Raw genomic sequence first — 22,976 nt, 5'->3', positions numbered from 1 at the left:
CACCCCTCCGGGTTCGATGAGCTCATGCCCAAAACCATCGCCACCGCGACCGTGGACCGGCTTCTCCACCACGCCCACCTCTGCCAAACCAGCGGCGAGTCCGTCAGGCTCATGCAAGCCCAAAACGGAAAAGGAACCCGCCCCATGAACTAACCCAAAAACTGGTCAGGCGCCCTGAAACCCGGCACGCCCGGGGCGCCTGACCCTGTCCAAAAATACTTGCCGCGACTGGTCAATCACCTGCCGCCATCGGGCAAACCAACCTGCCGCCACCGGTCACTTCTAAGCTGCCGTTGACACCCCCACCCGATCCAGGGTCACAGGGCCGGAGTGGATCCACCCGTCCGGGAGGCAAAGGCAATGACGCGTTTGTCGAACAGAAGGACGATCGCAGCGAGGGCCGGCAACACCATGGCGAGGCCAGCCAGGGTCAGTCCGCCGGTGAGGGTCGGAAATCCAATCGTCAGGACGAACAACTGGGCAACCAAGGCAGCTGCACGCGTCCAGCGATAGCCTCGGAACAGGAAATGTCCTACGGCGAACAGCCATGCCGAGAAGAGTAGAAGGAGTCCAAGGGTGAACACCGCCCCCCAGAACGAGGACACCGGTGCTCCCGTTACCAGCTGATAACCATACAGACCTGCGGCAATCAGAAGCGCGAGGGCTTCCAGCACCACCACGAGGGAAATGACCACAATTCCCTTTGGCCGCGGGGTAGGCCCGGGCGCCGTGGAGTCATCGCGGCGGCTGTTTCCTTCACCATCGTCGCCGGAGGCGGAGGAGTCGTGGGCGGGGTTCAGAGGGGGTCTTGACACACTGGCACACTACCCGACATAGTCAAATACCTGTGAGTAGGGCGCCAGCCGGTGTGATGCATCGCTCACGGTTTCAAACGCTTGAACCCCTTGTTTACATGGCGTTAACATGACACGCTTGACTCAGACGACCAAGGGGGCCCAATGGGTCCCCTTTCCTTTGGAGCCTCTCGTGAATATTTTCACAAAAGGTTCAACGAGTACTCACGAATGGAGTGACTGATCAGCATGGATTGGCGTAACCGCGCAGCCTGCCTTGACAAGGACCCTGAGCTTTTCTTCCCAGTAGGCAACACCGGCCCAGCGCTTCTCCAGATCGAAGAAGCCAAGAGCGTCTGCCGTCGTTGTCCTGTGGTGGACACCTGCCTGCAATGGGCTCTCGAATCCGGTCAGGACGCCGGAGTCTGGGGCGGCATGAGCGAAGACGAACGCCGCGCACTCAAGCGTCGCGCCGCCCGTGCTCGCCGCGCTTCCTGACCTGAAGCACCGCAAGCCAATAAAGCGAAGAGGGATGGACGGGACCGACAGGTCCCGTCCATCCCTCTTTCGTTCAGCCTCGGCACGACCCGGGAGGAATTCCCCTGCCGTCAGTTGCGGACGAGGTTGAGCACAATCTTCACTGCAGTTCCGCCTCCATCGCGAGGCATCCACTGGATACTTCCACCCAGTTCGCTGGTCACCAGGGTCCGCACGATTTGCAGTCCAAGCCCTTCCACGTAGGACCCTTCCGGCAGGCCGACGCCGTCGTCAGCGATGGTTACCGTCAGTTGCTCATCGCCGCGCTCCCCCGTGGAACGGTCGGCCATCAACCAGACTGTTCCGGCACGTCCTTCGAGGCCGTGCTCAACCGCATTCGTGACGAGCTCGTTGATGACAAGGGCCAGCGGTGTTGCAAAGTCGCTTGGCAATTCACCAAAAAGCCCGGACCGTTCGGTACGGACCTGCTGGGAAGGGGAAGCGACTTCGGCGGAGAGACGGAATTGCCGGCCGATCAACTCATCGAAATCAACGCTCTGGGTAAGGCCCTGCGAAAGCGTCTCATGGACAAGGGCAATCGTCGCCACGCGCCGCATTGCCTGCTCAAGGCCCTGCTTCGCCTCATCACTTACCATGCGCCGCGACTGCATGCGCAGCAGCGCCGCCACGGTTTGCAGGTTGTTCTTTACGCGGTGGTGTATTTCACGGATGGTCGCGTCCTTGGTCACCAGCTCCAGCTCACGGCGCCTGAGCTCGGACACGTCGCGGCACAAGACAAGTGCGCCGAAACGGTTCTTTTCGTCCCTCAGCGGGATCGCCCGCAAGGACAAGCTCACCCCACGGGACTCGATCTCGCTACGCCACGGCATCCGGCCCGTGACCACCAGCGGCAATGTTTCATCCACCATGCGTCGGTCTTTGAGGAGACCCGCTGTGACTTCCGCAAGCGACCGCCCTTCCAAGGTCTCCACTTCGCCGAGACGACGGAACGCCGAGACACCGTTCGGGCTTGCGTACTGAACGATGCCGTCGGCGTCGAGCCGGATCAGGCCGTCGCCCACGCGCGGCGCTCCGCGGCGCGATCCCGTCGGAGAAGCAAAATCCGGCCACAATCCAAGCGTGCCCATGCGAAGCAAATCGTATGCGCACTGCCGGTAGGTCAACTCCAAGCGGGACGGCATCCGCGAACTGGACAAGTCCATGTGCGAGGTGACTACCGCGAGGGTCCTTCCATTCCTGACCATCGGCACAGCTTCGACCCGAAGGGCCATCTCGCTGCTCCAGTTTGTTTCACTGGAGCGCTCGATTGACCGGCTGGACCATGCCTTGTCCACGATCGGTCGCAAGTCCGAACGGATGCCTTCCCCAACGAAGTCCGCGTGGAAGACCGTATGACTTGTCGACGGCCTCACGTGGGCAAGGGCGATGTACCCGTATTCCGGATGCGGAAACCAAAGTGCCAGGTCCGCGAACGCAAGGTCGGCGACCATCTGCCAGTCGCCGACCAGGAGGTGCAGCCATTCGGCATCTCCCGGCCCGAAATCAGCGTGCTCCCTGATGGGGTCCGTAAAGATTGCCACTGCACCTCCAAATTGCGCACGGGGTGGTCCCCTAGCGTCGAACGATAGACCTCAAGAGCCTCAATGCTACCGACAGAGAAGCCATGTCGTCGGCTTCGAGCGCGTTCACCTCGTCAAACATGCTCTTCGCGCGTCCCAGTTGCTCGGCGTTAACGCCTTCCCACGTCCGCAAGCGGTCCTCGGCGTCGGGTCCGGCGTCAGTGGAGTCAAGCACCGACGTCGTCATGTCCGCGATCGTCGAGTAGAGGTCGTCGCGAAGCGCCGCACGGGCAAGTGCCTGCCACCGGTCATCGCGAGGCAGCGCCGTGATCCGCTCAAGGAGCGAGTCAACGTGGAAGCGATCGAACACCGTGTAGTAAACGTTGCTGACTTCTTCCACCCGGGTGTCGCGGCTTTGGGCGATCTTGGCGATGTCTAAAAGCACGAAGCTCTCGAAGAGTTCGGCCCAGCGGTGGGCAAGCGTGTCCGGCAGGCCCCATGCCCGGGCCTTCCCAAGCCAACCGGTCACACGCGCCTTGTCGCCGCCGCGCAAGTAGTCGAGCACCTTCGCCCGCATCGGATCCATCATCGGCTTGAATTCAGCGACGATGTCCGAGATCGGTTTGGACGCGTTGCCTTGGCCCAGGAGCCAACGAACGGCGCGGTCCAAGAGCCTGCGGATATCGAGGTGGACCGTGCTCCAATGCTCCGTGGGGAACGAAGCCGGAAGCGCGTTGAGCTCCTGCACCATGGCGTCGAGCTCATAGATCTCCCGCAGGGCGATAAACGCCTTCGCCACCGCAACCTCGGTCGCCGAGGTCTCTTCCATGGTCCGGAAAGCGAAAGTAATACCGCCCATGTTGATCATGTCGTTGGCTACGACGGTCGCGATGATTTCGCGGCGCAGGGGGTGGGTGTCCAATTCGGCGTCGAACCGCTCACGGAGCTGCTTCGGGAAGTAGGAGCGGATGGTCTTCCGGAACCATGGATCATCAGCGAGGTCGCTGTCCCGCAGCGCCGATCCCAATTCGATCTTGGCGTACGCGGCGAGGACGGAGAGCTCGGGAGAGGTCAACCCCTGGCCCTGTTGCAGCCGCTCGCGAAGAGTATCGGTGGTCGGCAGCGCTTCCAGGTCCCGCTTGAGGTCGGCGGACTTTTCCAGCCAGTCCATCAAGCGCTCGTAGCTTGGGCTCCACTCGGCCACACGCGTCCGGTCGTTGAGCAACAGGATGTTCTGGTCGATGTTGTCTTCCAGTACGAGGCGACCGACTTCGTCGGTCATGTCCGCGAGGAACGACGTCCGCTCCGAGGCGTCGAGCTTCCCGGCGGCAACCATGCGGTCAACGAAGATCTTGATGTTCACTTCATGGTCCGAGCAGTCCACACCAGCCGAGTTGTCGATCGCGTCGGTGTTAAGGATGACCCCTTGAAGGGCAGCTTCAATCCTGCCGCGCTGCGTGAGGCCGAGGTTGCCGCCCTCACCAACGACCTTGACGCGAAGTTCGCGTCCGTTCACCCGGATACCGTCGTTCGCTTTGTCGCCCACTTCCGCGTGCGACTCGGTGCTTGCCTTGATGTACGTCCCGATTCCGCCGTTGTACAGGAGGTCGGCCGGCGCCAGCAGAATGGCCCGCAACAGTTCCGGAGGGCTCATCTGGACCGTGCCCTCCGCAATTCCGAGCGCGCTGCGGATCTCGGGCGAGATAGGTATGACCTTGGACTGGCGCGGGAAGACGCCTCCGCCCGCGCTGATGAGCGAACGGTCGTAGTCGTCCCATGAGGAGCGGGGCAGGTCGAAGAGCCTCTGCCGCTCCTGGAACGAAGATGCGGCGTCCGGCGTCGGATCCAGGAAGATGTGCCGGTGGTCAAAGGCAGCCAGCAGACGGATGTGCTTGGACAGCAGCATTCCGTTGCCGAACACGTCTCCGGACATGTCGCCAACACCGACCACGGTGAATTCTTCGGTCTGGGTGTCGAGGTCCAGCTCGCTGAAGTGGCGCTTGACCGACTCCCAGGCGCCGCGGGCCGTGATGCCCATTGCTTTGTGGTCGTAACCCACGGAGCCGCCTGAAGCGAAGGCATCTCCCAGCCAGAAGCCGTACTCGGCGGCAAGGCTGTTGGCGGTGTCGGAGAACGTAGCGGTGCCCTTGTCCGCGGCCACGACGAGATAGGAATCGTCGTCATCCTGGCGAACAACGTTCGACGGCGGCACGATCTTTTCGCCGTCGGCAGTAGTGACGAGGTTGTCGGTGAGATCGAGCAATCCCCGGATGAAAGTCTTGTAGCTCTCGATGCCCTCGGCCATCCATGCGGCCCGGTCAATTGACGGATCCGGAAGCTGCTTGGCGAAGAAGCCGCCCTTCGCGCCGGTGGGAACAATAACGGCGTTCTTCACAGTCTGCGCCTTGACCAGGCCAAGGATCTCGGTGCGGAAGTCTTCGCGGCGGTCAGACCACCTGAGGCCGCCACGGGCTACCTTGCCGAAACGCAGGTGCACGCCTTCCACGCGGGGCGAGTACACCCAGATTTCGTACTTCGGCCTCGGGAACGGCAGGCCATCGATCTTGGTCGGGTCGAGCTTGAAGCTGACGTACGACTTGGCCTGGAAGTAGTTTGTCCGCAGGGTCGACTCGATCAGGTTGACGAAAGTCCGCAAGACGCGGTCGGCGTCGAGCGTTGCCACCTGGTCGATAGCCTCCGCCAAGGTGGCGCGGGCAGATCCCTGGCGCGAAGCCCGCGAAGCCTCCGGCGACGACGGATCGAAACGGGCGCCAAAGAGTTCAATCAGTCCCCGCGCGACCTCCGGGTTCGCGAGCAGGGTGTCCGCAATGAACTCGAAGGAATTGGTATTGCCCATCTGGCGCATGTACTTCGCATACGCACGGAGCATGACGACCTGGCGCCAGTGGATTCCTTCGCGAAGTACCAGCCGGTCGAAACTGTCAGATTCCACGGCGCCGGTCACGGCGGCACTGAAGGAGTCAGCGAGGAGCTGGCCGGTGGCAACCGGATCCACGCCGGCGGGATACTTCAGGCCGAGGTCATACAGGAAGAAGTCCCGGTGGTCGGCGGTCTCGATCTCGAAGGGCCGCTCATCAAGCACTTCGAGTCCAAGATTGTGGAAATAGGGCAGGATCTGGCTCAAGCTCTTTGGTTCCATCAGGTAGAGCTTGACGCGGGCATCTTCTTCGAGGAGTTCGCCGGCACCGCTGGGCAGGTACACGTGGACCCCCGGTTCGGCCTGGACTGCAGCGGCGTCCCGGTCAACGGTAGCCCCGTAGGTCTCGAAGCGCTCAATGTCCTGGAGGGCGTCTTCAACCTCGTAGTCCACGCGGTAGCTTGCGGGGAACGCATCCGCCCAGAGGGCAGACAGTTCATCCTGGTCCAAGCCGCTCGTGTTCTCACGCAGTACTTCCGCGACCCCCTCCGCCCACGAGCGCGAAGCCCGGACGAGGCGTGCTTCGAGCGCTTCGGAGTCGACGTCGCGAAGTTCGGCATCGCGCGGAAGCCGGATGCGGAAGAAGACCCTCGCGAGCGCGGACTCCGTGATCCGTGCCTCGTAGTCGATGCTCTCCGCTTCGAAAGTCTCGCGAAGTTCCTGCTCGATGCGCTGGCGGACGTTCGTGGTGTAACGGTCACGCGGCAGGAACACCAAGGCGGACATGAAGCGACCGTAGATATCCGGGCGCAGGAAGAGCTTTGTATGGCGCCGCTCCTGCAGCCGCTGGATGCCCAGTGCGGTGGCCGCGAGGTCGTCTGTTTCGACCTGGAAAAGCTCGTCGCGGGGGTAGGTTTCCAAAATACCCACAAGGTCCTTGCCCGAATGCGAGTCCTGCGGGAATCCGGCTGAACGGAGGACGGCTTCGACCTTCTCCCGGACAATCGGGATGTTCCGGACGGATCCCGTGTACGCGCTCGTGGCGAAGAGGCCGATGAAGCGGCGCTCGCCGTTGACATTTCCCAGGGCATCGAAGCTCTTCACGCCGATGTAGTCCAAGTAGGCGGGGCGATGCACTGTGGAGCGGGAGTTGGCTTTCGTGATGACGAGGGCGCGCTTCTCGCGGGCTTTCCGGCGTCCGGCATCGGTGAGGTGTTGGATTTGGTGCGGATGGTCACCGGCCCTCAACAGTCCAAGGCCGCTCTCTTCCCGGAGCTCAAGGACGTCCTCGCCGTTTTCGGTGATGAGGTCGTATTCCCGGTAACCGAGGAAGGTGAAGTTGCCGTTATCCAGCCAGCGCAAGAGATCCTGCGCTTGGCGAAGTTCGGCGACGTCTTCGGGGTGTGCCACCTTGTCCAGCGATCCGGCCACCTCCAGCGCTTTGCTGCGCATCTTGGGCCAGTCCTCGACGGCGGCGCGGACATCGTTGAGTACGCGGTGGATTCCGTCGATGAGTTCGCTTTGGAAGGTGTCGGCCACCCGGTCGACCTCGACGGCGATCCAAGACTCCATGTGCGAGACGTTGTCTCCCCGCGCGATGAGATGGGAGATGTTCGGCATGGCGGCGGTGTCGCCGCTTGAGATGCCGATGCTGGCTGGAACGCGGGCGATGCCGACGAGGTCGCCTGTGTTTTGCTCGCGAGAAACGACAAACAGCGGGTGCATGACAAACCGGATCGCGCAGTTCTGGCGAACGAGCTCGGCATTGACCGAGTCAACGAGGAAGGGCATGTCATCCGTGACGATGTACAGGATGCTGCGATCGGCCTCATTGAAAACCTTGACGTTCGCGACGCCCGGCTTGCGGCTCTTGGCCACTTCCCTATGGGTTTCCGCTCTCGAAGTCAGTTTCTCGGCAGCATATCCGCGTGCGTCCTCCTCTGCGAGGTGCTCGTAGTAGTCTCCGAAGAACCCTTCCCGGACTACTGCAGGTTTTGAACGATCCTCCACGCTGGATCCTGACGACATCGACAAACGCCTCCATCACATCTTGATTGCTGCGTCTTTGCAGCCCACATGGCGAGCCTAACGCTTTGGCCGATGCCTTGCTCTGGAATAGACGACAGAGGATTTGGCATTTTGCTGGACTGATGCACAAACCAAAGTGGCGATAGCGAACCTCAGGGGCGATTCCGGTGCCGTTTCGAGGAGGACCTCGCCTGCCAGCAGCGCAGAATCGCATGCTTCCGGGTCCGAAGGCAGGAACGCCTCCACGTCCCGGCCGGGCCCGTAGCGCTCCCAGGCTTCGTTCAGTTGCCGCTCAGGCGAGCGCCCGACGGCTGCGGGCCGCACCTTGTTCAAGACGACCCGGGGATTCGCCTGCGGGACTGCGCGTTCTAGGTCAGCGAGACCCCGGACGAGCCTGGGTACGCCGATCGCGTCCGCCGCGCCGATCGCATACACCGTGTCCGCCATTTCGATGCTCCGCAAGGTGGCCGCATTGCGGCGCGGAGCCATGCTGTCAAAACTGAGCTCTTCGTCGGCCTCAAGGCAAAAGCCGGCATCCACCACCACGACGTCGGCGACCTGTTGGGCGACTTCGAGCACAGTGGAGAGGGCGGCTGCGCGAAGTTCGGTCCAGCGGTCAGCGCGGGTTATGCCGGTGAGGACACTGAAGTTGCCTTTGGCCAAGAAGACGGGAGCCGCGACCCTCTTGAGGGCACCGACATCCAGCATCCCCTGGTCCGCCAGCCTGCATGCCTGCGCGACTCCGGCGGATTCGTCAAGCAGCCCCAGCGATGCGGCCACGCTTGCGCCGTAGCTGTCCGCATCAACGAGGAGGACGGCTTTTCCTTCTACGGCTAGTTCTGCGGCGATGTTGACAGCGAGCAAAGTCCGGCCGGGTGCTCCCGCCGGGCCCCAGACGGCGATGATCCTGCCGGCGCCACGAGGGCCGGAGCCAGGTTCCTCGAGCACGGGGGCCGGACGAAGATCGGCAGAGGTGTCAGCATAGCCGGCATCAACCGGTTCCGTCCGGCGTCGGGCCGCCGTAAAAGCCTGCCCCACCGACTCGGAAATCGTGGACGCGAGCGTCACGGAATCGACGCTCATCGGCGTCGTTGCCACGCCGATACTGTGTAGTCGGCGCGCCTCCGCGGGATCGTCGGTAAGGGCAAGGACGGTCACGCCTACGGCCGCGAGGCGGTCAACCAGCGACGCCGTCAACTCATCGATGCCTTCGGCCACCACCGCCGCCCGTGCGAGTCCGCTTTGGCACGCAGCCAGCAACTCCGCGAGTTCGCCGCACCTTCGCACCACGGTGACAGGGCCGTGAAGCCGCTCAAGGCCGCCCACAAGGTCTTCGTGCGACTGGCCGACTGTGACAACCGGGATGCTCATTTCGCCGCACCCGGATTCCAAACAACGGCGACCTTCGCCTTGTTTGCTTGCGCTCCCAGAAGCTTCGGCATCTGCTCATCCGTAACAAGGACCAGCACCACCTTTTCCTTGGACGCACCCAAGGTGGAATTACCCTCGCTGACCTGCGCGACTTCCGCATTGGGCAGGAGCAGTTGGGGTGTGCCGAATCCGCCGCGCGGATCCGGAAGTGCAACCCAAACGTCCACGCGCGAACCGGCCACCACTTGCGACGGCAACGATTCCTGAAGCGGGACCGCCACCGGTTTGCGGTCCAGGGCGTCCGCCGTTCCGAGGCTCTCCTGCGGAACGAGCTGGTGGCCGGCGATTCTCTGCACGGCGACTTTCCCTTCGGGCACACCGCCCGCGACCGTCAGGTAGCTCCGTTCGACGTCGTCCAAACGGACATTGACGACGGCGAGTTGTTCTTTGGATATCTTCTGGCCGACGGCGATCGGCTCGCGTGCCGAATAAACCTGGATGGTGCGGTCGGCAGCCCCGACGAGCGCGATGACGCCCGCCAGCGACGCGAAGACGAGAAGAACTCCCACCAGTAAGCGCGGGTCCCGCCACGACGGCTTCTTCAGCCGCGCTGCGCCCGCAGCACTTCCACTCATTTCGCTCCCCCAATTGAGTCGGTCGACTGCCAAGACAGCCAGTGGCCTCATTCTGGTCCGGCGCGGGTCGCCAAAGAAAGCCAAGTGCCACAAATCACTTCAAGCTGTGGATAACTCCGACAAAGAATGCCGAAGAATGGCAAAATGGTGTCATGCCCCGATTCCTCACCTTGGCTGACGTCGCCGAACAACTCCAGATCAACTCACCGCAGGCTTATGCGTTGGTGCGGAGCGGTCAACTCAAAGCAATCCAAGTGGGTGGCCGCGGCCAATGGCGGGTTGAAGAGAAGATGCTCGAACAGTACATCGAAGAGCGCTACGCCGAAGCCAGCAGGATGATTGAAGAGGCCAAGTCCAAATCCTCCTAGCGAGCACCGATGCGGGAGCGTCCGGTCTGGCCTGAGGACTCCGAAGCGCTTCCTGCGCGCTATAGCTCGCGTCCTCGCAGTGAGCGCAATGCGGCCAGCGAGCCAAACGGAACCGTGACCACAGACACGACGTTTCCCGACCGCCGTACTTCACCGGGCATCAAGACCGCTAGATCGAAATGGTCTTTCCCGACTCGATCGATGACGCCGAAGATGGCAGCCTCCCCAGGGTTCGCAGCCAACAGGTGGACCGCCAATTCGGCCCTGTCGCGGGCCAACACGCGCAAAGCGCTGGCGATGCCAAGCCGGCGGGAAACAGTGGACTGAGCGGCCCTCGCTTGCCTACCCAATCCCCGGTACGTCATTACTGCCGCCAGTGGGACAAGCCATTGATGGCTGCATTCGTTCAGGACGAGCCATTCGCTCCCGACGTGGCTCACGCCGCCTGACACGACCGTACCCGATCTGAGAACGACGTCGAGCGCTTGTCCCAGCGCCCCGCGCAGCCTGTCCGAGACTTCAATTCCGGCGACTTCGACCCGCGCGCGCTCCGAGACTTCCGATTCAAGGCCCAGGAGATGCTCTGCGGCAAGTTGTGCCTCCATGTCTTCAAACAGAGCATCCCATCGCATGGCGCCAGCGTAAGCGGCCCTTCCTGCCGGGTCAAAATCCCGGTCACCCACCAGCAAATCTGGACAAATCGCCATTTGTATGATCAAAATGATTCAAAATTCATCAAACTATATCAAATGACATTATCCGGGTAAGGGGAACCCATGGAACAATCGACCAGATCCGTCCGCAATGACGCCGCAATGGCAGCAACCATCCTTCTGCTAGGTGTCTTGCTCGCCGCTACCGGCATGATCATAGTTTCCCGCTGGCAGGAATCGGCGAGTCGCAGGCAAACACCCATGTTCGACGACATCCTGGGCCTTTGCGCGACAGTCTGCGGGTTGGTGACCGTGGCGTGGTGGGTCGCGGGACTCCTTTTCGCGGTCGCCACCGTATTGCTCCAGCGCTCAGGCCGAATTCGGGGTGCGCAGGCCACTGCCCGTCTCAGCCCCGCATTCATGCGAAGACTGGCCTTGGCGATACTGGGTCTGAATCTCGTCGGAATTCCCCTGGCAAACGCAGCTCCTGACCCTGTGGAGCCGGCATGGAGTCCGACTGACCAAAGCGTATCCACCGCGCCGGCCTGGGCACCGACACCCGCAGCCCCAGAGGAAACGCCCGACGCTTCGGCCGGGCATCCGGAATCAGTACCCCTGACGGCCGGGCATCCCACCATGGTCGCTGAGAGGCTGGATACCTCGTCGGTCGGCTCTGCCCCGGCACCCATAGAGCCAGGTTGGCAGCCCCGCCAGCCGGTCACGGAGCCCGGACTGCTCGGTTCAGGCCAGCAGCGCAGCGCCGAACAATCCGACGCGAACAGGCAGGGTTCCGTGGTGGTACAACGCGGCGATTCGTTATGGTCGATTGCCGCCCGGGAGCTCGGCCCACTTGCCAGCGACGTAGAGGTCGCCATCCATTGGCCGAAGTGGTATGAGGCAAACCGCCAGATGATCGGAGACGATCCGGGGCACCTTGTCCCCGGCCAAATCCTCAACCCGCCTCCCCGGAGCTGACCATGACCAGTGCTTTGAGCGGACCTCCCATACCTTCGTCACCGGGGAACATCTTGACTACATCAGCCCTGCTCCCCCTGCCCGATTCCGGACGAAAGGCAGCGGTGCCTGTACTTGTCCCTTCTGCAGCCCCGGCTTCTCCACTGCGTGCTTCCCTCGCCAAGAATAGAAGCGGCGAACCATCGGACGTTCGTCCGTCCTCCGCGCCTGCCGTGCCGAAAGTGCTGAGCCTCGACAGGGAGATTCGCACCTTGGCCAGGAGCATCGCGCAAGCAGTTGTCGAAGTCCTCGCAGGAACCCGGCCCGCCCAGCAGCTCTCGCGCTCCTTGGAACCGTCGTGCTATGCGTCGTTGCAACACCGCGCCGCACTGACGAGGGCATACACTGCACGCATCAAGCCTGGGCAGTCGCGTCTCCACCGCAGCCCCGTGGTCCGTTCGGTCCGCATATGCGCGGTCAAGGACGGCGTCTACGAGGCGAGCTCCGTTGTAGCCGAAGAACTTCGCTCACGGGCAGTCGCCATGCGGCTCGAACGTGGAAAAGACGCCTGGAAAGTAACGGCCCTCGAAATCGGCTAAAGCGGGGCCGGGGCCGACCTAAGGCACCGACCAGCCGCGATACGCCCTCGGCCGCGAGCCGCGCAGTGATACACCCGCGCAGCGATAGACGAAAGGGGATGGTCCGGAACATGAGTTCCGGCCCATCCCCTTTGGCGTATCCGACTGGTGGTTTCGGCACCGGCGCAGTCTTTGCGGTTCGTCCCGCCTGGGGTTTCACTGACCAGGCAGGACAGCCTCCACGCTTAGCGGCGCTTCTTCTTGCTGTTGGAACGAGGCCTTTCCTCAGCGGCTTTCGCGGGGTTGCCGGACCGTCCCGTGGAACGCCCTTCAATCCGCGTCTGGGTGGACCCGTCTTCTCCGGGGGCCGTGAACTGCAGTTGGACCGGCTTCTCCGGAGCATCCAGTCCCGCCGCGTGGATCTGTGCATCGTGATGCTCGGTGTGTCCGCCTTCGGGGCTGCCGTCCAGGACCACAACGTCTTCTGCCGGGGTGACTTCGACCTCGAGGTTGTAGAGGAAACCGACGCTTTCCTCACGGATTGCTTCCATCATGCTTTGGAACATCGTGAAGCCTTCACGCTGGTATTCGACCAGGGGATCCCTCTGGGCCATGGCACGCAGGCCGATGCCCTCCTTCAGGTAATCCATCTCGTAGAGGTGTTCCTGCCACTTGCGTCCCAAGACTGACAGGACAACCCTGCGCTCGAGCTCGCGCATGTTCTCCGCCCCGATGGCTTCTTCGCGTTCCTTGTAGACGAGCTGTGCATCCGAAAGGATCTCGTTCTTCAGGAATTCGACGGAAACCCGGGGCTTTCCACCGGCTTCATCGATGATCTCTTGGGAGGTTACCGTTACCGGGTACAGCGTCTTGAGGTTGGTCCACAACTGGCTGTAGTCCCAGTCATCTCCCGTGCCTTCCGCTGTCGCGGCGTCGATCATGGCATTGATGGTGTCTTCGAGGAAGAACTGGACTTTCTCGTGGAGGTCGTCGCCTTCGAGGATCCGACGGCGATCGCCGTAGATCGCTTCGCGCTGGCGGTTCAGGACGTCGTCGTACTTGAGGACGTTCTTCCGCTGCTCGGCGTTCCGGCCTTCAACCTGGCCCTGGGCGGAAGCGATTGCGCGGGAGACGAGCTTGGATTCGAGCGCGACGTCGTCCGGAACGGAGCTGTTCATGAGCCGTTCGGCTGCCCCCGAGTTGAAGAGCCTCATGAGGTCGTCGGTCAGGGAGAGGTAGAAACGGGACTCCCCTGGGTCACCTTGGCGGCCCGAACGGCCGCGAAGCTGGTTGTCGATGCGGCGGGACTCGTGGCGTTCCGTGCCGAGGACATACAAGCCGCCCGATTCGAGGACTTCCTGGTGTTCATCCTTGACGGCCTGTTTGGCGGCTTCGAGTGCCTCTGGCCACGCGGCCTCGTATTCTTCGGAGTTGTCCTCCGGGTCAAGTCCGCGCGAAGCCAATTGGGCGATGGCCGTAAACTCGGCGTTGCCGCCCAGCATAATGTCCGTACCACGGCCGGCCATATTGGTGGCCACAGTGACCGCTCCCTTGCGTCCGGCCTGTGCCACGATGGCGGCCTCGCGCGCGTGGTTCTTTGCGTTCAGGACCTCGTGCCGGATGCCTTCCTTGGCCAGCAGTCCGGACAGGTACTCGCTCTTTTCGACGCTGGTGGTACCAACGAGCACCGGCTGGCCTGCTTCATGCCGCTCGGCGATGTCCCGAACCACTGCCTCGAACTTCACGATTTCGTTCTTGTACACCAGGTCCGACTGGTCGATGCGCTGCATGTCCCGGTTGGTGGGAATCGGCACGACTCCCAGTTTGTAGGTGCTCATGAACTCAGCGGCTTCAGTTTCGGCGGTACCTGTCATGCCCGAGAGCTTCGAGTACATGCGGAAGTAGTTCTGCAGGGTCACCGTGGCGAGGGTCTGGTTTTCGGCCTTGATCTCGACGTTTTCCTTCGCCTCGATGGCCTGGTGCATGCCTTCGTTGTAGCGGCGTCCTGCAAGGATGCGTCCGGTGTGCTCGTCGACGATGAGGACCTCACCGTCGAGGATCACGTAGTCCTTGTCGCGCTTGAAAAGTTCCTTGGCCTTGATGGCGTTGTTCAGGAAACCGATGAGGGGCGTGTTGGCGGATTCATACAGGTTCTGGATTCCGAGGTAGTCCTCGACTTTCTCGATACCGGCTTCGAGGACACCGACGGTGCGCTTCTTCTCATCCACTTCATAGTCGGTTTCAGGCTGGAGGCGCAGGACGACCTTGGCGAACTCGCTGTACCAGCGGTTGGTGTCGCCTTGGGCGGGACCGGAGATGATGAGCGGAGTACGTGCCTCGTCGATGAGGATGGAGTCCACTTCGTCAACGATGGCGAAGTGGTGGCCGCGCTGTACGAGCTCGGACTGGTCCCACGCCATGTTGTCGCGCAGGTAGTCGAAACCGAATTCGTTGTTCGTGCCGTAGGTGATGTCCGCGGCGTACATCTCCCTGCGCACCGACGGATCCTGGTTGGCGAGGATGCACCCGCTGCTCAGCCCGAGGAAGCGGTAGACGCGGCCCATGAGCTCGGACTGGTATTCAGCCAAGTAGTCGTTGACTGTGACAACGTGGACACCCTTGCCGGTGAGGGCATTGAGGTAGGCAGGAGCTGTGGCCACGAGGGTCTTGCCTTCACCGGTCTTCATTTCGGCGATATTGCCGAGGTGCAGGGCCGCCCCACCCATCATCTGGACATCAAAGTGGCGCATGCCGAGGGTACGTGAGGCAGCTTCGCGCACGGCTGCAAAAGCCTCCGGCAGGAGGTCGTCGAGGCTTTCGCCGTCCTGGTGGCGGTCACGGAGCCTGTCCGTTTCTTCACGCAATTCGGCGTCTGAGAAGGTCTTGAAGGAGTCTTCAAGGGCGTTAATGGAATCGGCATAGTTCCGCAGTTGCCTCAGGGTTTTCTTGTCACCCGTGCGGAGAATTTTTTCGATAAGTGATGCCACGTAAAGTTGCTCCCAGTCTCAAGCTGCCGAATTCTGGCGTTTTCAGTCTACGGGAGAGACAAAGAGCCCGGTTACGTTTCCCTGAGAGCGGAGAACCCTTGGGCCGCGCTCGGAAACGCTGCAACTCAATTGCCGGCAGTTGCGGAGGCCAGCGCTGACGAAAGATTGCCGTTCGGCGCTACCACGACGTCGTCGAGCCCGAGCCACTCCGCCATGAGGCGAAGTTCAGCGGAAAGTTCGACTGCGGTGTCCGGCGGGGCGTCCGGCTCACCATGGGCTGCGCGCACCAGCAACCGTTTCGCTTCGCGGTCGGCCTTCAGGTCGACGCGGGCGACGACGGAATCGCGCAGGAGGAAGGGCAGGACGTAGTAGCCGTATTTCCGCTTCTCCGCGGGAGTGTAGATCTCGATCCTGTAGTGGAAGCCAAACAACTCCTCGAGCCTCCTGCGTTCGAAGACCAACGAGTCAAAGGGACTGAGGAGGGCCCGGCCTTGGGCAGTGCGCGAGAGCTTGGCCTCAACATGCCTGTAGAGCGGCCGGTTCCAGCCACGCACAGTGACTGGTTCCAGCCGTCCTGCAGCAACAAGCCGGATGACCGACTCGGAGCTTGCCTTCACCGGGGTCCGGAAGTAGTCGGCGAAGCAACGAACCGTACCGATTCCGTGGGCCTGCGCCGCTGCGTCCAGCAATCGGTCCATGGACGCGGCGCGGTCGGCGCCGGAGTCGTGGGTGCCGTCGCCTGGTCCATTGTTGGCGAAGATCCTCGCGGTCAGGGTATATCTGCGTTCGAATTGTTCCGTCCGTGAGGCAGCCGTCACCAGCCCTTCCTCGAACAGGTGCTCCAGGACACGCTTGACCAGGTTCCAGTTCCATCCCCAGTTGTCGTGCTGCCGCTCTTCTTCGTGCCCCAGATGCGCAGTCAACTGTGCTGCCGTCATGGGACGGCCACCGGCGAGCGCCTCCAGGATCCGGCGTGCCATGCCTTCCCTTACTCCCGGCTCCAAGTGGGAGGCTCCAACCCATTTCCGCTTTTGCCACAGAAGGAGGTCCGGGAAGTGCTCGGGCCTGATGAAGCTGGCCTCGTGTGCCCAGTACTCCATCATCCGCCTCGGGCTTCTACCGGCCATCGCCCGCAGGATCTCCCGGTCATAGTTGCCAAGCCGCGAGAAGAACGGCAGGAAGTGGCTCCGGGACAGAACGTTGACTGAGTCGATCTGGACTACCTGGAGCCGGGCAAAAGTACGGCCCACCGCCCGTGAAGATACGGGGCCGGTGGGCCGTACTTTGTCCAAACCCTGGGCTGCCAATGCGATCCGCCGTGCCTGCGACAGGCTCAGCGAAGCGGTCATTCCAGTCCTTTCATTGGGGTCGCTGCAGTTGGCCTAGGCTCGTGCGGCCTGGTCCGTCGAGCGGTACGCGTGGATCTTTTCTTCCACGGGCTGGTCCCCTGGTTCGCATGTGGAGTCGAGGGTGATGACCCCATATGTCCATCCACGGCGGCGGTAGACAACCGACGGCGTATTCGTTTCCTTGTCCACGAACAAGTAGAAATTGTGGCCCACCAATTCCATGTTGTCCACCGCGTCATCAAGGGTGAGCGAAGCGGCAGGGAAGACCTTGCGGCGAATGAGGACCGGGGAATCGCCGGCAGGGATGTCGTTTTCGACATCGTAGGGGGAAGTTTCCGCCGGCGCCGTCTCTGGCTCCAGGTGGTTGCTGGCCCCTGCGTAAATGGGTTCGCTCGCGCTGGCGGGCTCAAGCGCCGCAGTCGCCTCACGGACGGCCTTGGGCGTGTGGCGGCCGTGGTGGACCTTCTTCCGGTCCTTTGCGCGGCGGAGCCTTTCCAGCAGCTTGCTGTATGCGAGGTCAAAGGCGGCAAACTTGTCAGCGGCACTCGCCTCAGCCCGGATCACGGGGCCCCGTCCCAGGACAGTTACTTCCACAGTGAGTTGGCCGGGTGTCTGGCGCGGGTTGGTTTCCTTGGAAACCTTGGCGTCAACACGTTGGACCTTGTCCCCAAGCGATTCGATCTTAGAAATCTTTTCGCCGGCATACTCGCGGAAGCGATCCGAAACGGTCAGATTACGGCCGCTGATCATAAACTCCATGGTGCCCTCCAAACAACTCAGGTGACACGATAAGGGCGCTTCCGGGGGCTGATCTGACAGACAGTCGAGCCCCTTTCCGAGCCGCTATCGACAGGTACATCTGTTCTTGGTACCCATAACCGACGTTAGTTCATCGCCACGGGTAATTCATCCTTTCGTCACTTATTTTTTGGTTTGAGTCGCCTGAGGATATGCCTACCGGCTGGTTTGGGGGGGTCGCTCCCCGTGGGCGGCCTGGTCGCGGCAAGGACGACCGCACCGCACACGGTTCCACCCGCCGTCGATACCGCCCGTGCCGCCTCGGCGAGTGTGGCTCCCGTGGTGAGGACGTCGTCGACAATGACGCAGGGAACGCCGTCCAGCGGCCCTGCCCGAAACACGGCGCGAACCCGCATGGAGCCGCGCACGCGGCGCGCGCGCTCTCCGCGGCCGAGCCCCTTCTGTCCGCCGGCGGCGCCTGTGGTCCATCGATCCGCGATCCGGAGGACTCCGGCCATTCCGATGAGTCCGGCGAGTCCAGGCCCGGTCTTCTTCAAGACGTCCTTTACTTCGACGCCCGGCAGCGCCTTCCGTCGCCGCAAATGCGAGAGCAGGAGATGAACCGGGCTAAAACCCCGGCGCCGGAACGCGGCGTTACTGCTCGGGACCGGGACGAGGCAGATGTTGGAGGCGTCTCCGACTGCCGCCCGGATGGCCTTTCCCAGTGCGGGCGCCAGCGTCGCGGCGAGCCGTCCCTGCCCAAGGTGTTTGAAGGAAAGCAGTGCTTGAGCCAACTCGTCCCGGTAGTGTCCGGCTGCCACGACCGGGACCAGCACCGACCCGTCGACAGTAAGCAGTGCCGGGGCCTGTGCCTCGGCCCGGAAGGGGCGGGCGCACAGGAGGCGCAAGCGGCGCGCGCATGCGCCACACAGTGCCGAATCCTCCGCGCCGCAACACACGCATTCTTCGGGAGCCAGCACGGACAGTATCTCGGTGAAGGCGTCGGCAAGGCCTTGGGCGATCGTCGCTATGACCGCTCCGTGCCTCCCGCGATGCCGCGCGGCGTCGGTGCGGGTGCCTGCGAGATCGGGATCCCTCGCGCGGAAACGCGCTTTGCCATGTGCCATGAACCCAGCATGGAACCTGGTGCCAATCGGGAGAAGGAGGGAATGCGGCTATGTGGACAAACCGCGGGAACCAGCTAACCCGGGAACGCCGGATCCACAGGACCCTTGAGTTGGAGTTCCCAGCCGTTTCCTACCCGCTGGAACACCCCGGCCGACGACTGGCCGTAGACCTCGTCCGGACCATTGCCGGCGCTGATAGTTGTCAGCCCTGCCCAGGCAGGAAGGAGCTGGGGCTCGCTCGACGTGAGCGACAACAGCTCGGGGACAACGTTTTGCGTGGCCGAACCCTTCATCACTGCCACGGTGGTGGAATTGACCCAGACGCCTTGGTCGACCGGCGCCGACGTGAGCAGCGTTATGGGCGCCGTGAGGTCCTTGGGGGTGCCATCGGGGTTGCGTAGGATTCCGGTCACTTGGACGGTTGACTTGCCGTTCTGCTCCGACACGACCAGCGCGCGGGTGCCCTCGCGGGAAATGCGGAAGTCGCGCACGATGCGTCCGGCGAGCCAGGGCGGAGCCATGGTCACCGACGGGATCGGCTGGCCTTCCGGAACGTTTGACGGTTTGAACGCGACTACTTCCGTGGCCCCGTTCGCGCCCGGACCTGATGTCCATACCCAGTCCTGCGGACTGAAGGAGGGATCGGCCAGAGTACTTCTGGTGGTCAATTGACGGGCAGGCTGGCCCGGAATCATGGAATAGAGGACGGTCCCCGAGCCGTTGAGGAAAGCCACAGCCTGGGACGTCGGGGACTCGGCCGGCGCTTGCGGATTCAGCCCCGCGACCGGCTGCATGTCCGGAAGGGGGGAAATCCTGTTGTTCTCATAGCGCACGAGCTCGTTGTTGCTGACGGCGATTTGGCGGGCCGGGGCGTTCTTCTCAAGGACCGGCGGCAGGACGGAGCCGCTGTCCTCGACACGGACCAGGTCCTGGTCGGCCCGAAGTTGCACGTTCACCACGTCCGGCTGGCTCCGGAAGGTGAGCGTGAGTTGGTTCTGCATGCGCTGCCGGTCTTCGGCGGAGGCGTCAACGAGTTCCTTAGCGGAAAGATCCACCTGCGCCGCGCCGGAGACAACGGGCACCGATTCCCTGGCCAGCGTCATTCCGGCGGGAAACGCGCTGACCACCGCGCCACGGAGATAGGGTGCGGGACCTGCGAGCAACGCACTCGTCATTGCCTTGACCGTGTTCTTCTTGATGAACCACCGGATGTCCGGTACCGCATACGTAAAGGTGGGATCGTAGAAATAGATCGGCTGGGCGGCGTAGATGACCTTGAATGTCTCTTCGGGGATCGCCGTGCCGTCGGGCACGGCGGAGATCCGCCATTCGCCGTCCACCTGGTCCAAGGTCACCGGGATGGATTCCGTGGTTCCTTCGGGGAACTGGGTCGCGACGCCGTCGGCATCCACTGAGTAGGCGAGGTCGAGCTGATACTTGAACTGATTCTCCACGCCGGTCTTGACCACCGTGGCCTTGCGGAAGACGAGCGTCCGTTGGTCCGACTTCCAACTGACCGACAATGACTGCGTCAGGTACTGCCGGGCCACCGCGTAGTCGCCTTCGTACCCGCTGCCGGCACCGTAGAAGTCCTCGATGATCGACTCCGGGGTGGCGCCCGGGTGGGGAGGCGGCGGGAAGAAAACGGGGGCGTTGGGATTGCCCGCGCTTTCGTCTTTGCTCTTTCCCACTGGACCTGACCGCGGGATTTGCGCGCAGGAACTGAGGACCACCATGAGGACCGCCAAAACGGCGATGGTTGCCTTGAGCACGGACGAGCGGTGTGAACTCACGGCGTCGCACCTCCCCTGGTACCGGCGTCGTCGTCTTCCGCCAGGTTCCGCGCCGGCGAGGTTGTGCCTTCCGACGGTGCCGGCATTACTGAATCCTGAGTCGCCGAATCCTGTTCCGGAGCGCCTTCGCCGGCATCCAGGACGAGCATCTGCCGCTCGGGAGCCGCGCCGGGAAGGCGGATATCCGCAGGCTCCAGCTGGAGGGGCGACTTCCCGATGGTGCCTCCCTTCTTGAGGGGCAAAGTCAATCGGAAGTTCGAACCGGACCCTTTGTGGCCCCATGCCTGCAACCAGCCGTTATGGAGTTTGGTGTCTTCCGCCGCGATGGACAACCCCAGCCCGCTGCCGCCCGTCGTACGGGCGCGCGCGGGATCAGCACGCCAGAACCGGTCGAAGACCCGCGCGGCTTCCGCGGCGGTCATTCCGATGCCGAAGTCGCGCACGGAAACGGCGACTGCATCGTGGTTGGCGGCGACGGAGACGTGGACAGGCTTGCCTTCACCGTGCTCGACGGCGTTGAGCAGCAAGTTGCGCAGGATCCGGTCGATTCTGCGCGCATCCATCTCGACGATGATCCGCTTGTGCCGTGAAGTGAGGCGCACCTCCGAGCCGTATTCCGCGGCGACAGGCGAAGCGCCGTCGATGACATGGGACACGACCTGGAAGATATCGGTGGGTTCCGCGTCCAACACGGCAGCGCCGGCGTCGAAGCGGGAAATCTCCAACAGGTCCGAAAGCAAGGACTGGAACCGCTCCACCTGGTTGTAGAGGAGTTCCGCGGATCTCTTGTTGATCGGATCGAAGTCGTCGCGCGCATCGTACAAGACTTCGGCCGCCATCCGGACGGTGGTGAGCGGGGTCCGTAGCTCATGTGAGACATCGGAAACGAACCGTTGCTGCATCTGGGACAGGGTTGCCAACTGGGTGATTTGTTCCTGGAGGCTTGCGGCCATGTGGTTGAACGAAGCCCCGAGCCTAGCGACTTCGTCCTCTCCCTTGACAACCATCCGTTCCTGCAATTGGCCGGCCGCGAGCTTTTCGGAAACGACGGCGGCGTGGCTCACCGGGCTGACGACGTTCCGGGTCACGTACCACGCGATGCCGCCGATCATCAGCACAAGGGCCGCACCACCGGCCCACAGCACGTTCTGTATCTCGTCGAGCGTCTGTTGGGCGGTGTCGAGGTCATACAGGAGATAGAGCTCGTAGACCGTGCCGTTGAAGGTGACCTTATTCCCGACGGCGATGCCCGGGTGGTCCTGGTCGCCCACCGGGAACTCCGTCGAAGCCCAGTACTGGTCCTTGCCGGACTCCTGGACGGCCTTACGCAGGGCCGGGGGGATGACGCGGACCGTCAATTGGTCCGAAGCGCGCGACTCCACCCAGCGGTTCCGCGGCTTGGTTTGCTCCGGCATGGCTTCGAAGACATAGCGCCGCTGGATGACAGAGCCGTTTCCCTCCACCGCTTTGAGGGTGTCATACACCAGCGTGATCACGCTTGATTGGTCGTTGGCCTGTGAGCCGTCGAAAGTGTCCTGGACCTGCTTGACGTAGTACCGGCTCTCCGATTCCGCTTGTTTCAATCGCTCTTGGAAAAGGTTGTTCGCGATTTGGTTGGAAAGATAGGCGCCAACCACGGCAAAGGAGGCAATGGACAGCAGGAGAGTCATCGAGACTGTCCTGAATTCCAGCGAGCGGCGCCAGCGCCGTAAAAGGGCACGCCACAAATACCGGATCCCGGGACGGAAATGACGGAGCCCGGTCACGACGAGCCGCGACACGCGCAAGGCCAAGATCAGCGCGCGGCGCGTCCAGATGCGGGTCCGCTCAATGAGCCACGGGAGGTTCAGGGCGTGGGCGTCCGTGTGTTCGGGAACCGGGTGCCCCGCCCCGGTGTGTCTGGCGTCGCTTGTTGCTGCCGGGTTGTCTGTGCCGGACTCGCCGGCGGGCGACTCAGGAGCCTGCTTTATATCCGACACCACGAACCGTCAATACAACTTCGGGAGCTTCCGGGTCACGCTCGATCTTGGACCGCAACCTCTGGACGTGGACGTTGACCAGGCGGGTGTCCGCGGCGTGGCGGTAGCCCCATACCTGTTCGAGCAGCAATTCCCGCGTGAAAACTTGCCACGGCTTGCGTGCCAAGGCAACCAGGAGGTCGAACTCCAAGGGCGTCAACGAAATACGTTCACCGCCCCGGGTGACCATATGGCCGGCGACGTCGATGGTCACGTCCGCGATCCTCAGGGTTTCCGGGGCTTTCTGGTCCCCTGGACGCAAACGCGCGCGGACCCGGGCCACGAGTTCGGCGGGCTTGAACGGCTTCGGCACGTAGTCGTCAGCACCGGATTCCAGTCCGCGGACGACGTCGGAAGTATCCGATTTGGCGGTCAACATGACGATCGGCACGTCCGACTCCCCGCGGATCTGCCGACACACTTCGATGCCGTCGGAACCCGGCAGCATCAGGTCAAGCAGCACGAGGTCCGGCTTGGCGGAACGAAAAACGTCGAGGGCTTGTCCTCCGTCTGCGCAAAAGACCGGATCGAAGCCGTCGTTCCGGAGCACGATGCCGATCATTTCGGCCAGTGCTTCGTCGTCGTCCACTACCAGGATGCGTGCCTTCATAGTTATATATTCCCTTATCACTAGTGCTTTGTCCTGTT

The 22,976-nt window shown here is 62.7% G+C and carries 18 protein-coding genes; 5 read left to right on the top strand and 13 right to left on the bottom strand.

The window, feature by feature from the left end:
* The first annotated feature begins 24 nt into the window (after nucleotides 1-24).
* A complete protein-coding gene (locus tag E1809_RS27445) occupies nucleotides 25-153 on the top strand; it encodes an ATP-binding protein (protein WP_328591591.1) in 129 nt (42 codons plus the stop codon).
* A 164-nt stretch (nucleotides 154-317) separates the two neighbouring features.
* On the opposite strand, the gene E1809_RS16900 is transcribed toward E1809_RS27445, so the two are convergent.
* Nucleotides 318-815: a hypothetical protein gene (locus E1809_RS16900; protein WP_133205400.1), complete on the bottom strand. Its 498-nt coding sequence runs from the start codon at nucleotides 813-815 to the stop codon at nucleotides 318-320.
* Nucleotides 816-1,043: 228 nt separating this feature from the next.
* Here E1809_RS16900 and E1809_RS16895 point away from each other — a divergent pair, with 228 nt between their 5' ends.
* Complete coding sequence (locus E1809_RS16895; protein WP_003804966.1) at nucleotides 1,044-1,292, top strand: WhiB family transcriptional regulator; 249 nt, start codon at nucleotides 1,044-1,046, stop codon at nucleotides 1,290-1,292.
* Nucleotides 1,293-1,402: 110 nt separating this feature from the next.
* Here E1809_RS16895 and E1809_RS16890 read toward each other — a convergent pair whose 3' ends face one another.
* Genes E1809_RS16890 through E1809_RS16875 form a run of 4 tightly spaced genes read right to left on the bottom strand, consistent with a single transcriptional unit; the run spans nucleotide 1,403 to nucleotide 9,763 of the window.
* A complete protein-coding gene (locus E1809_RS16890) occupies nucleotides 1,403-2,872 on the bottom strand; it encodes a sensor histidine kinase (RefSeq protein ID WP_133205399.1) in 1,470 nt (489 codons plus the stop codon).
* A 31-nt stretch (nucleotides 2,873-2,903) separates the two neighbouring features.
* Nucleotides 2,904-7,757: an NAD-glutamate dehydrogenase gene (locus E1809_RS16885; RefSeq protein WP_133205398.1), complete on the bottom strand. Its 4,854-nt coding sequence runs from the start codon at nucleotides 7,755-7,757 to the stop codon at nucleotides 2,904-2,906.
* A 57-nt stretch (nucleotides 7,758-7,814) separates the two neighbouring features.
* Nucleotides 7,815-9,128, bottom strand: a complete 1,314-nt coding sequence (locus tag E1809_RS16880; RefSeq protein ID WP_133205397.1) for an AAA family ATPase — start codon at nucleotides 9,126-9,128, stop codon at nucleotides 7,815-7,817.
* A complete protein-coding gene (locus E1809_RS16875) occupies nucleotides 9,125-9,763 on the bottom strand; it encodes an SAF domain-containing protein (protein WP_133205396.1) in 639 nt (212 codons plus the stop codon). Before E1809_RS16875 ends, E1809_RS16880 begins: the two co-directional genes overlap by 4 nt.
* 152 nt (nucleotides 9,764-9,915) lie before the next feature.
* Between E1809_RS16875 and E1809_RS16870 the strand changes: the two genes are divergently transcribed.
* Nucleotides 9,916-10,131: a helix-turn-helix domain-containing protein gene (locus tag E1809_RS16870; RefSeq protein WP_133205395.1), complete on the top strand. Its 216-nt coding sequence runs from the start codon at nucleotides 9,916-9,918 to the stop codon at nucleotides 10,129-10,131.
* Nucleotides 10,132-10,190: 59 nt separating this feature from the next.
* On the opposite strand, the gene E1809_RS16865 is transcribed toward E1809_RS16870, so the two are convergent.
* Nucleotides 10,191-10,763, bottom strand: coding sequence for a hypothetical protein (locus tag E1809_RS16865; RefSeq protein ID WP_133205394.1), 573 nt, complete (start codon nucleotides 10,761-10,763; stop codon nucleotides 10,191-10,193).
* Between the two features lie 144 nt (nucleotides 10,764-10,907).
* Here E1809_RS16865 and E1809_RS16860 point away from each other — a divergent pair, with 144 nt between their 5' ends.
* Nucleotides 10,908-11,759: a LysM peptidoglycan-binding domain-containing protein gene (locus E1809_RS16860; RefSeq protein WP_133205393.1), complete on the top strand. Its 852-nt coding sequence runs from the start codon at nucleotides 10,908-10,910 to the stop codon at nucleotides 11,757-11,759.
* 53 nt (nucleotides 11,760-11,812) lie between these two features.
* Entirely contained in the window at nucleotides 11,813-12,337 is a 525-nt protein-coding gene (locus E1809_RS16855; RefSeq protein ID WP_235835649.1) for an Rv3235 family protein, read from the top strand.
* A 224-nt stretch (nucleotides 12,338-12,561) separates the two neighbouring features.
* Here E1809_RS16855 and secA read toward each other — a convergent pair whose 3' ends face one another.
* From secA to mtrA, 7 genes are all read right to left on the bottom strand, one after another.
* The gene (gene secA / locus E1809_RS16850) at nucleotides 12,562-15,303 is read right to left on the bottom strand and encodes a preprotein translocase subunit SecA (RefSeq protein ID WP_133205392.1); all 2,742 of its coding nucleotides are present in this window, start codon (nucleotides 15,301-15,303) and stop codon (nucleotides 12,562-12,564) included.
* A 125-nt stretch (nucleotides 15,304-15,428) separates the two neighbouring features.
* Entirely contained in the window at nucleotides 15,429-16,652 is a 1,224-nt protein-coding gene (locus tag E1809_RS16845) for a winged helix-turn-helix domain-containing protein (RefSeq protein ID WP_133205391.1), read from the bottom strand.
* A gap of 33 nt (nucleotides 16,653-16,685) precedes the next feature.
* A complete protein-coding gene (hpf, locus tag E1809_RS16840) occupies nucleotides 16,686-17,411 on the bottom strand; it encodes a ribosome hibernation-promoting factor, HPF/YfiA family (RefSeq protein WP_133205390.1) in 726 nt (241 codons plus the stop codon).
* A 158-nt stretch (nucleotides 17,412-17,569) separates the two neighbouring features.
* A complete protein-coding gene (locus E1809_RS16835) occupies nucleotides 17,570-18,517 on the bottom strand; it encodes a ComF family protein (RefSeq protein ID WP_133205389.1) in 948 nt (315 codons plus the stop codon).
* Between the two features lie 74 nt (nucleotides 18,518-18,591).
* On the bottom strand, nucleotides 18,592-20,289 hold the full coding sequence (locus E1809_RS16830) for an LpqB family beta-propeller domain-containing protein (RefSeq protein WP_374102708.1): 1,698 nt from the start codon (nucleotides 20,287-20,289) through the stop codon (nucleotides 18,592-18,594).
* Nucleotides 20,290-20,306: 17 nt separating this feature from the next.
* Nucleotides 20,307-22,292, bottom strand: a complete 1,986-nt coding sequence (mtrB, locus tag E1809_RS16825) for an MtrAB system histidine kinase MtrB (RefSeq protein ID WP_133205388.1) — start codon at nucleotides 22,290-22,292, stop codon at nucleotides 20,307-20,309.
* Complete coding sequence (gene mtrA, locus E1809_RS16820; RefSeq protein WP_133205387.1) at nucleotides 22,264-22,938, bottom strand: MtrAB system response regulator MtrA; 675 nt, start codon at nucleotides 22,936-22,938, stop codon at nucleotides 22,264-22,266. Before mtrA ends, mtrB begins: the two co-directional genes overlap by 29 nt.
* Between the last annotated feature and the right edge of the window lie 38 nt (nucleotides 22,939-22,976).

Origin of the sequence: Arthrobacter terricola, assembly GCF_004354015.1 — a bacterium.
Taxonomy (GTDB): domain Bacteria; phylum Actinomycetota; class Actinomycetes; order Actinomycetales; family Micrococcaceae; genus Arthrobacter; species Arthrobacter terricola.
The sequence above is the reverse complement of the archived record's forward strand: the minus strand, read 5'-3'. Positions and strand labels throughout refer to the sequence as shown.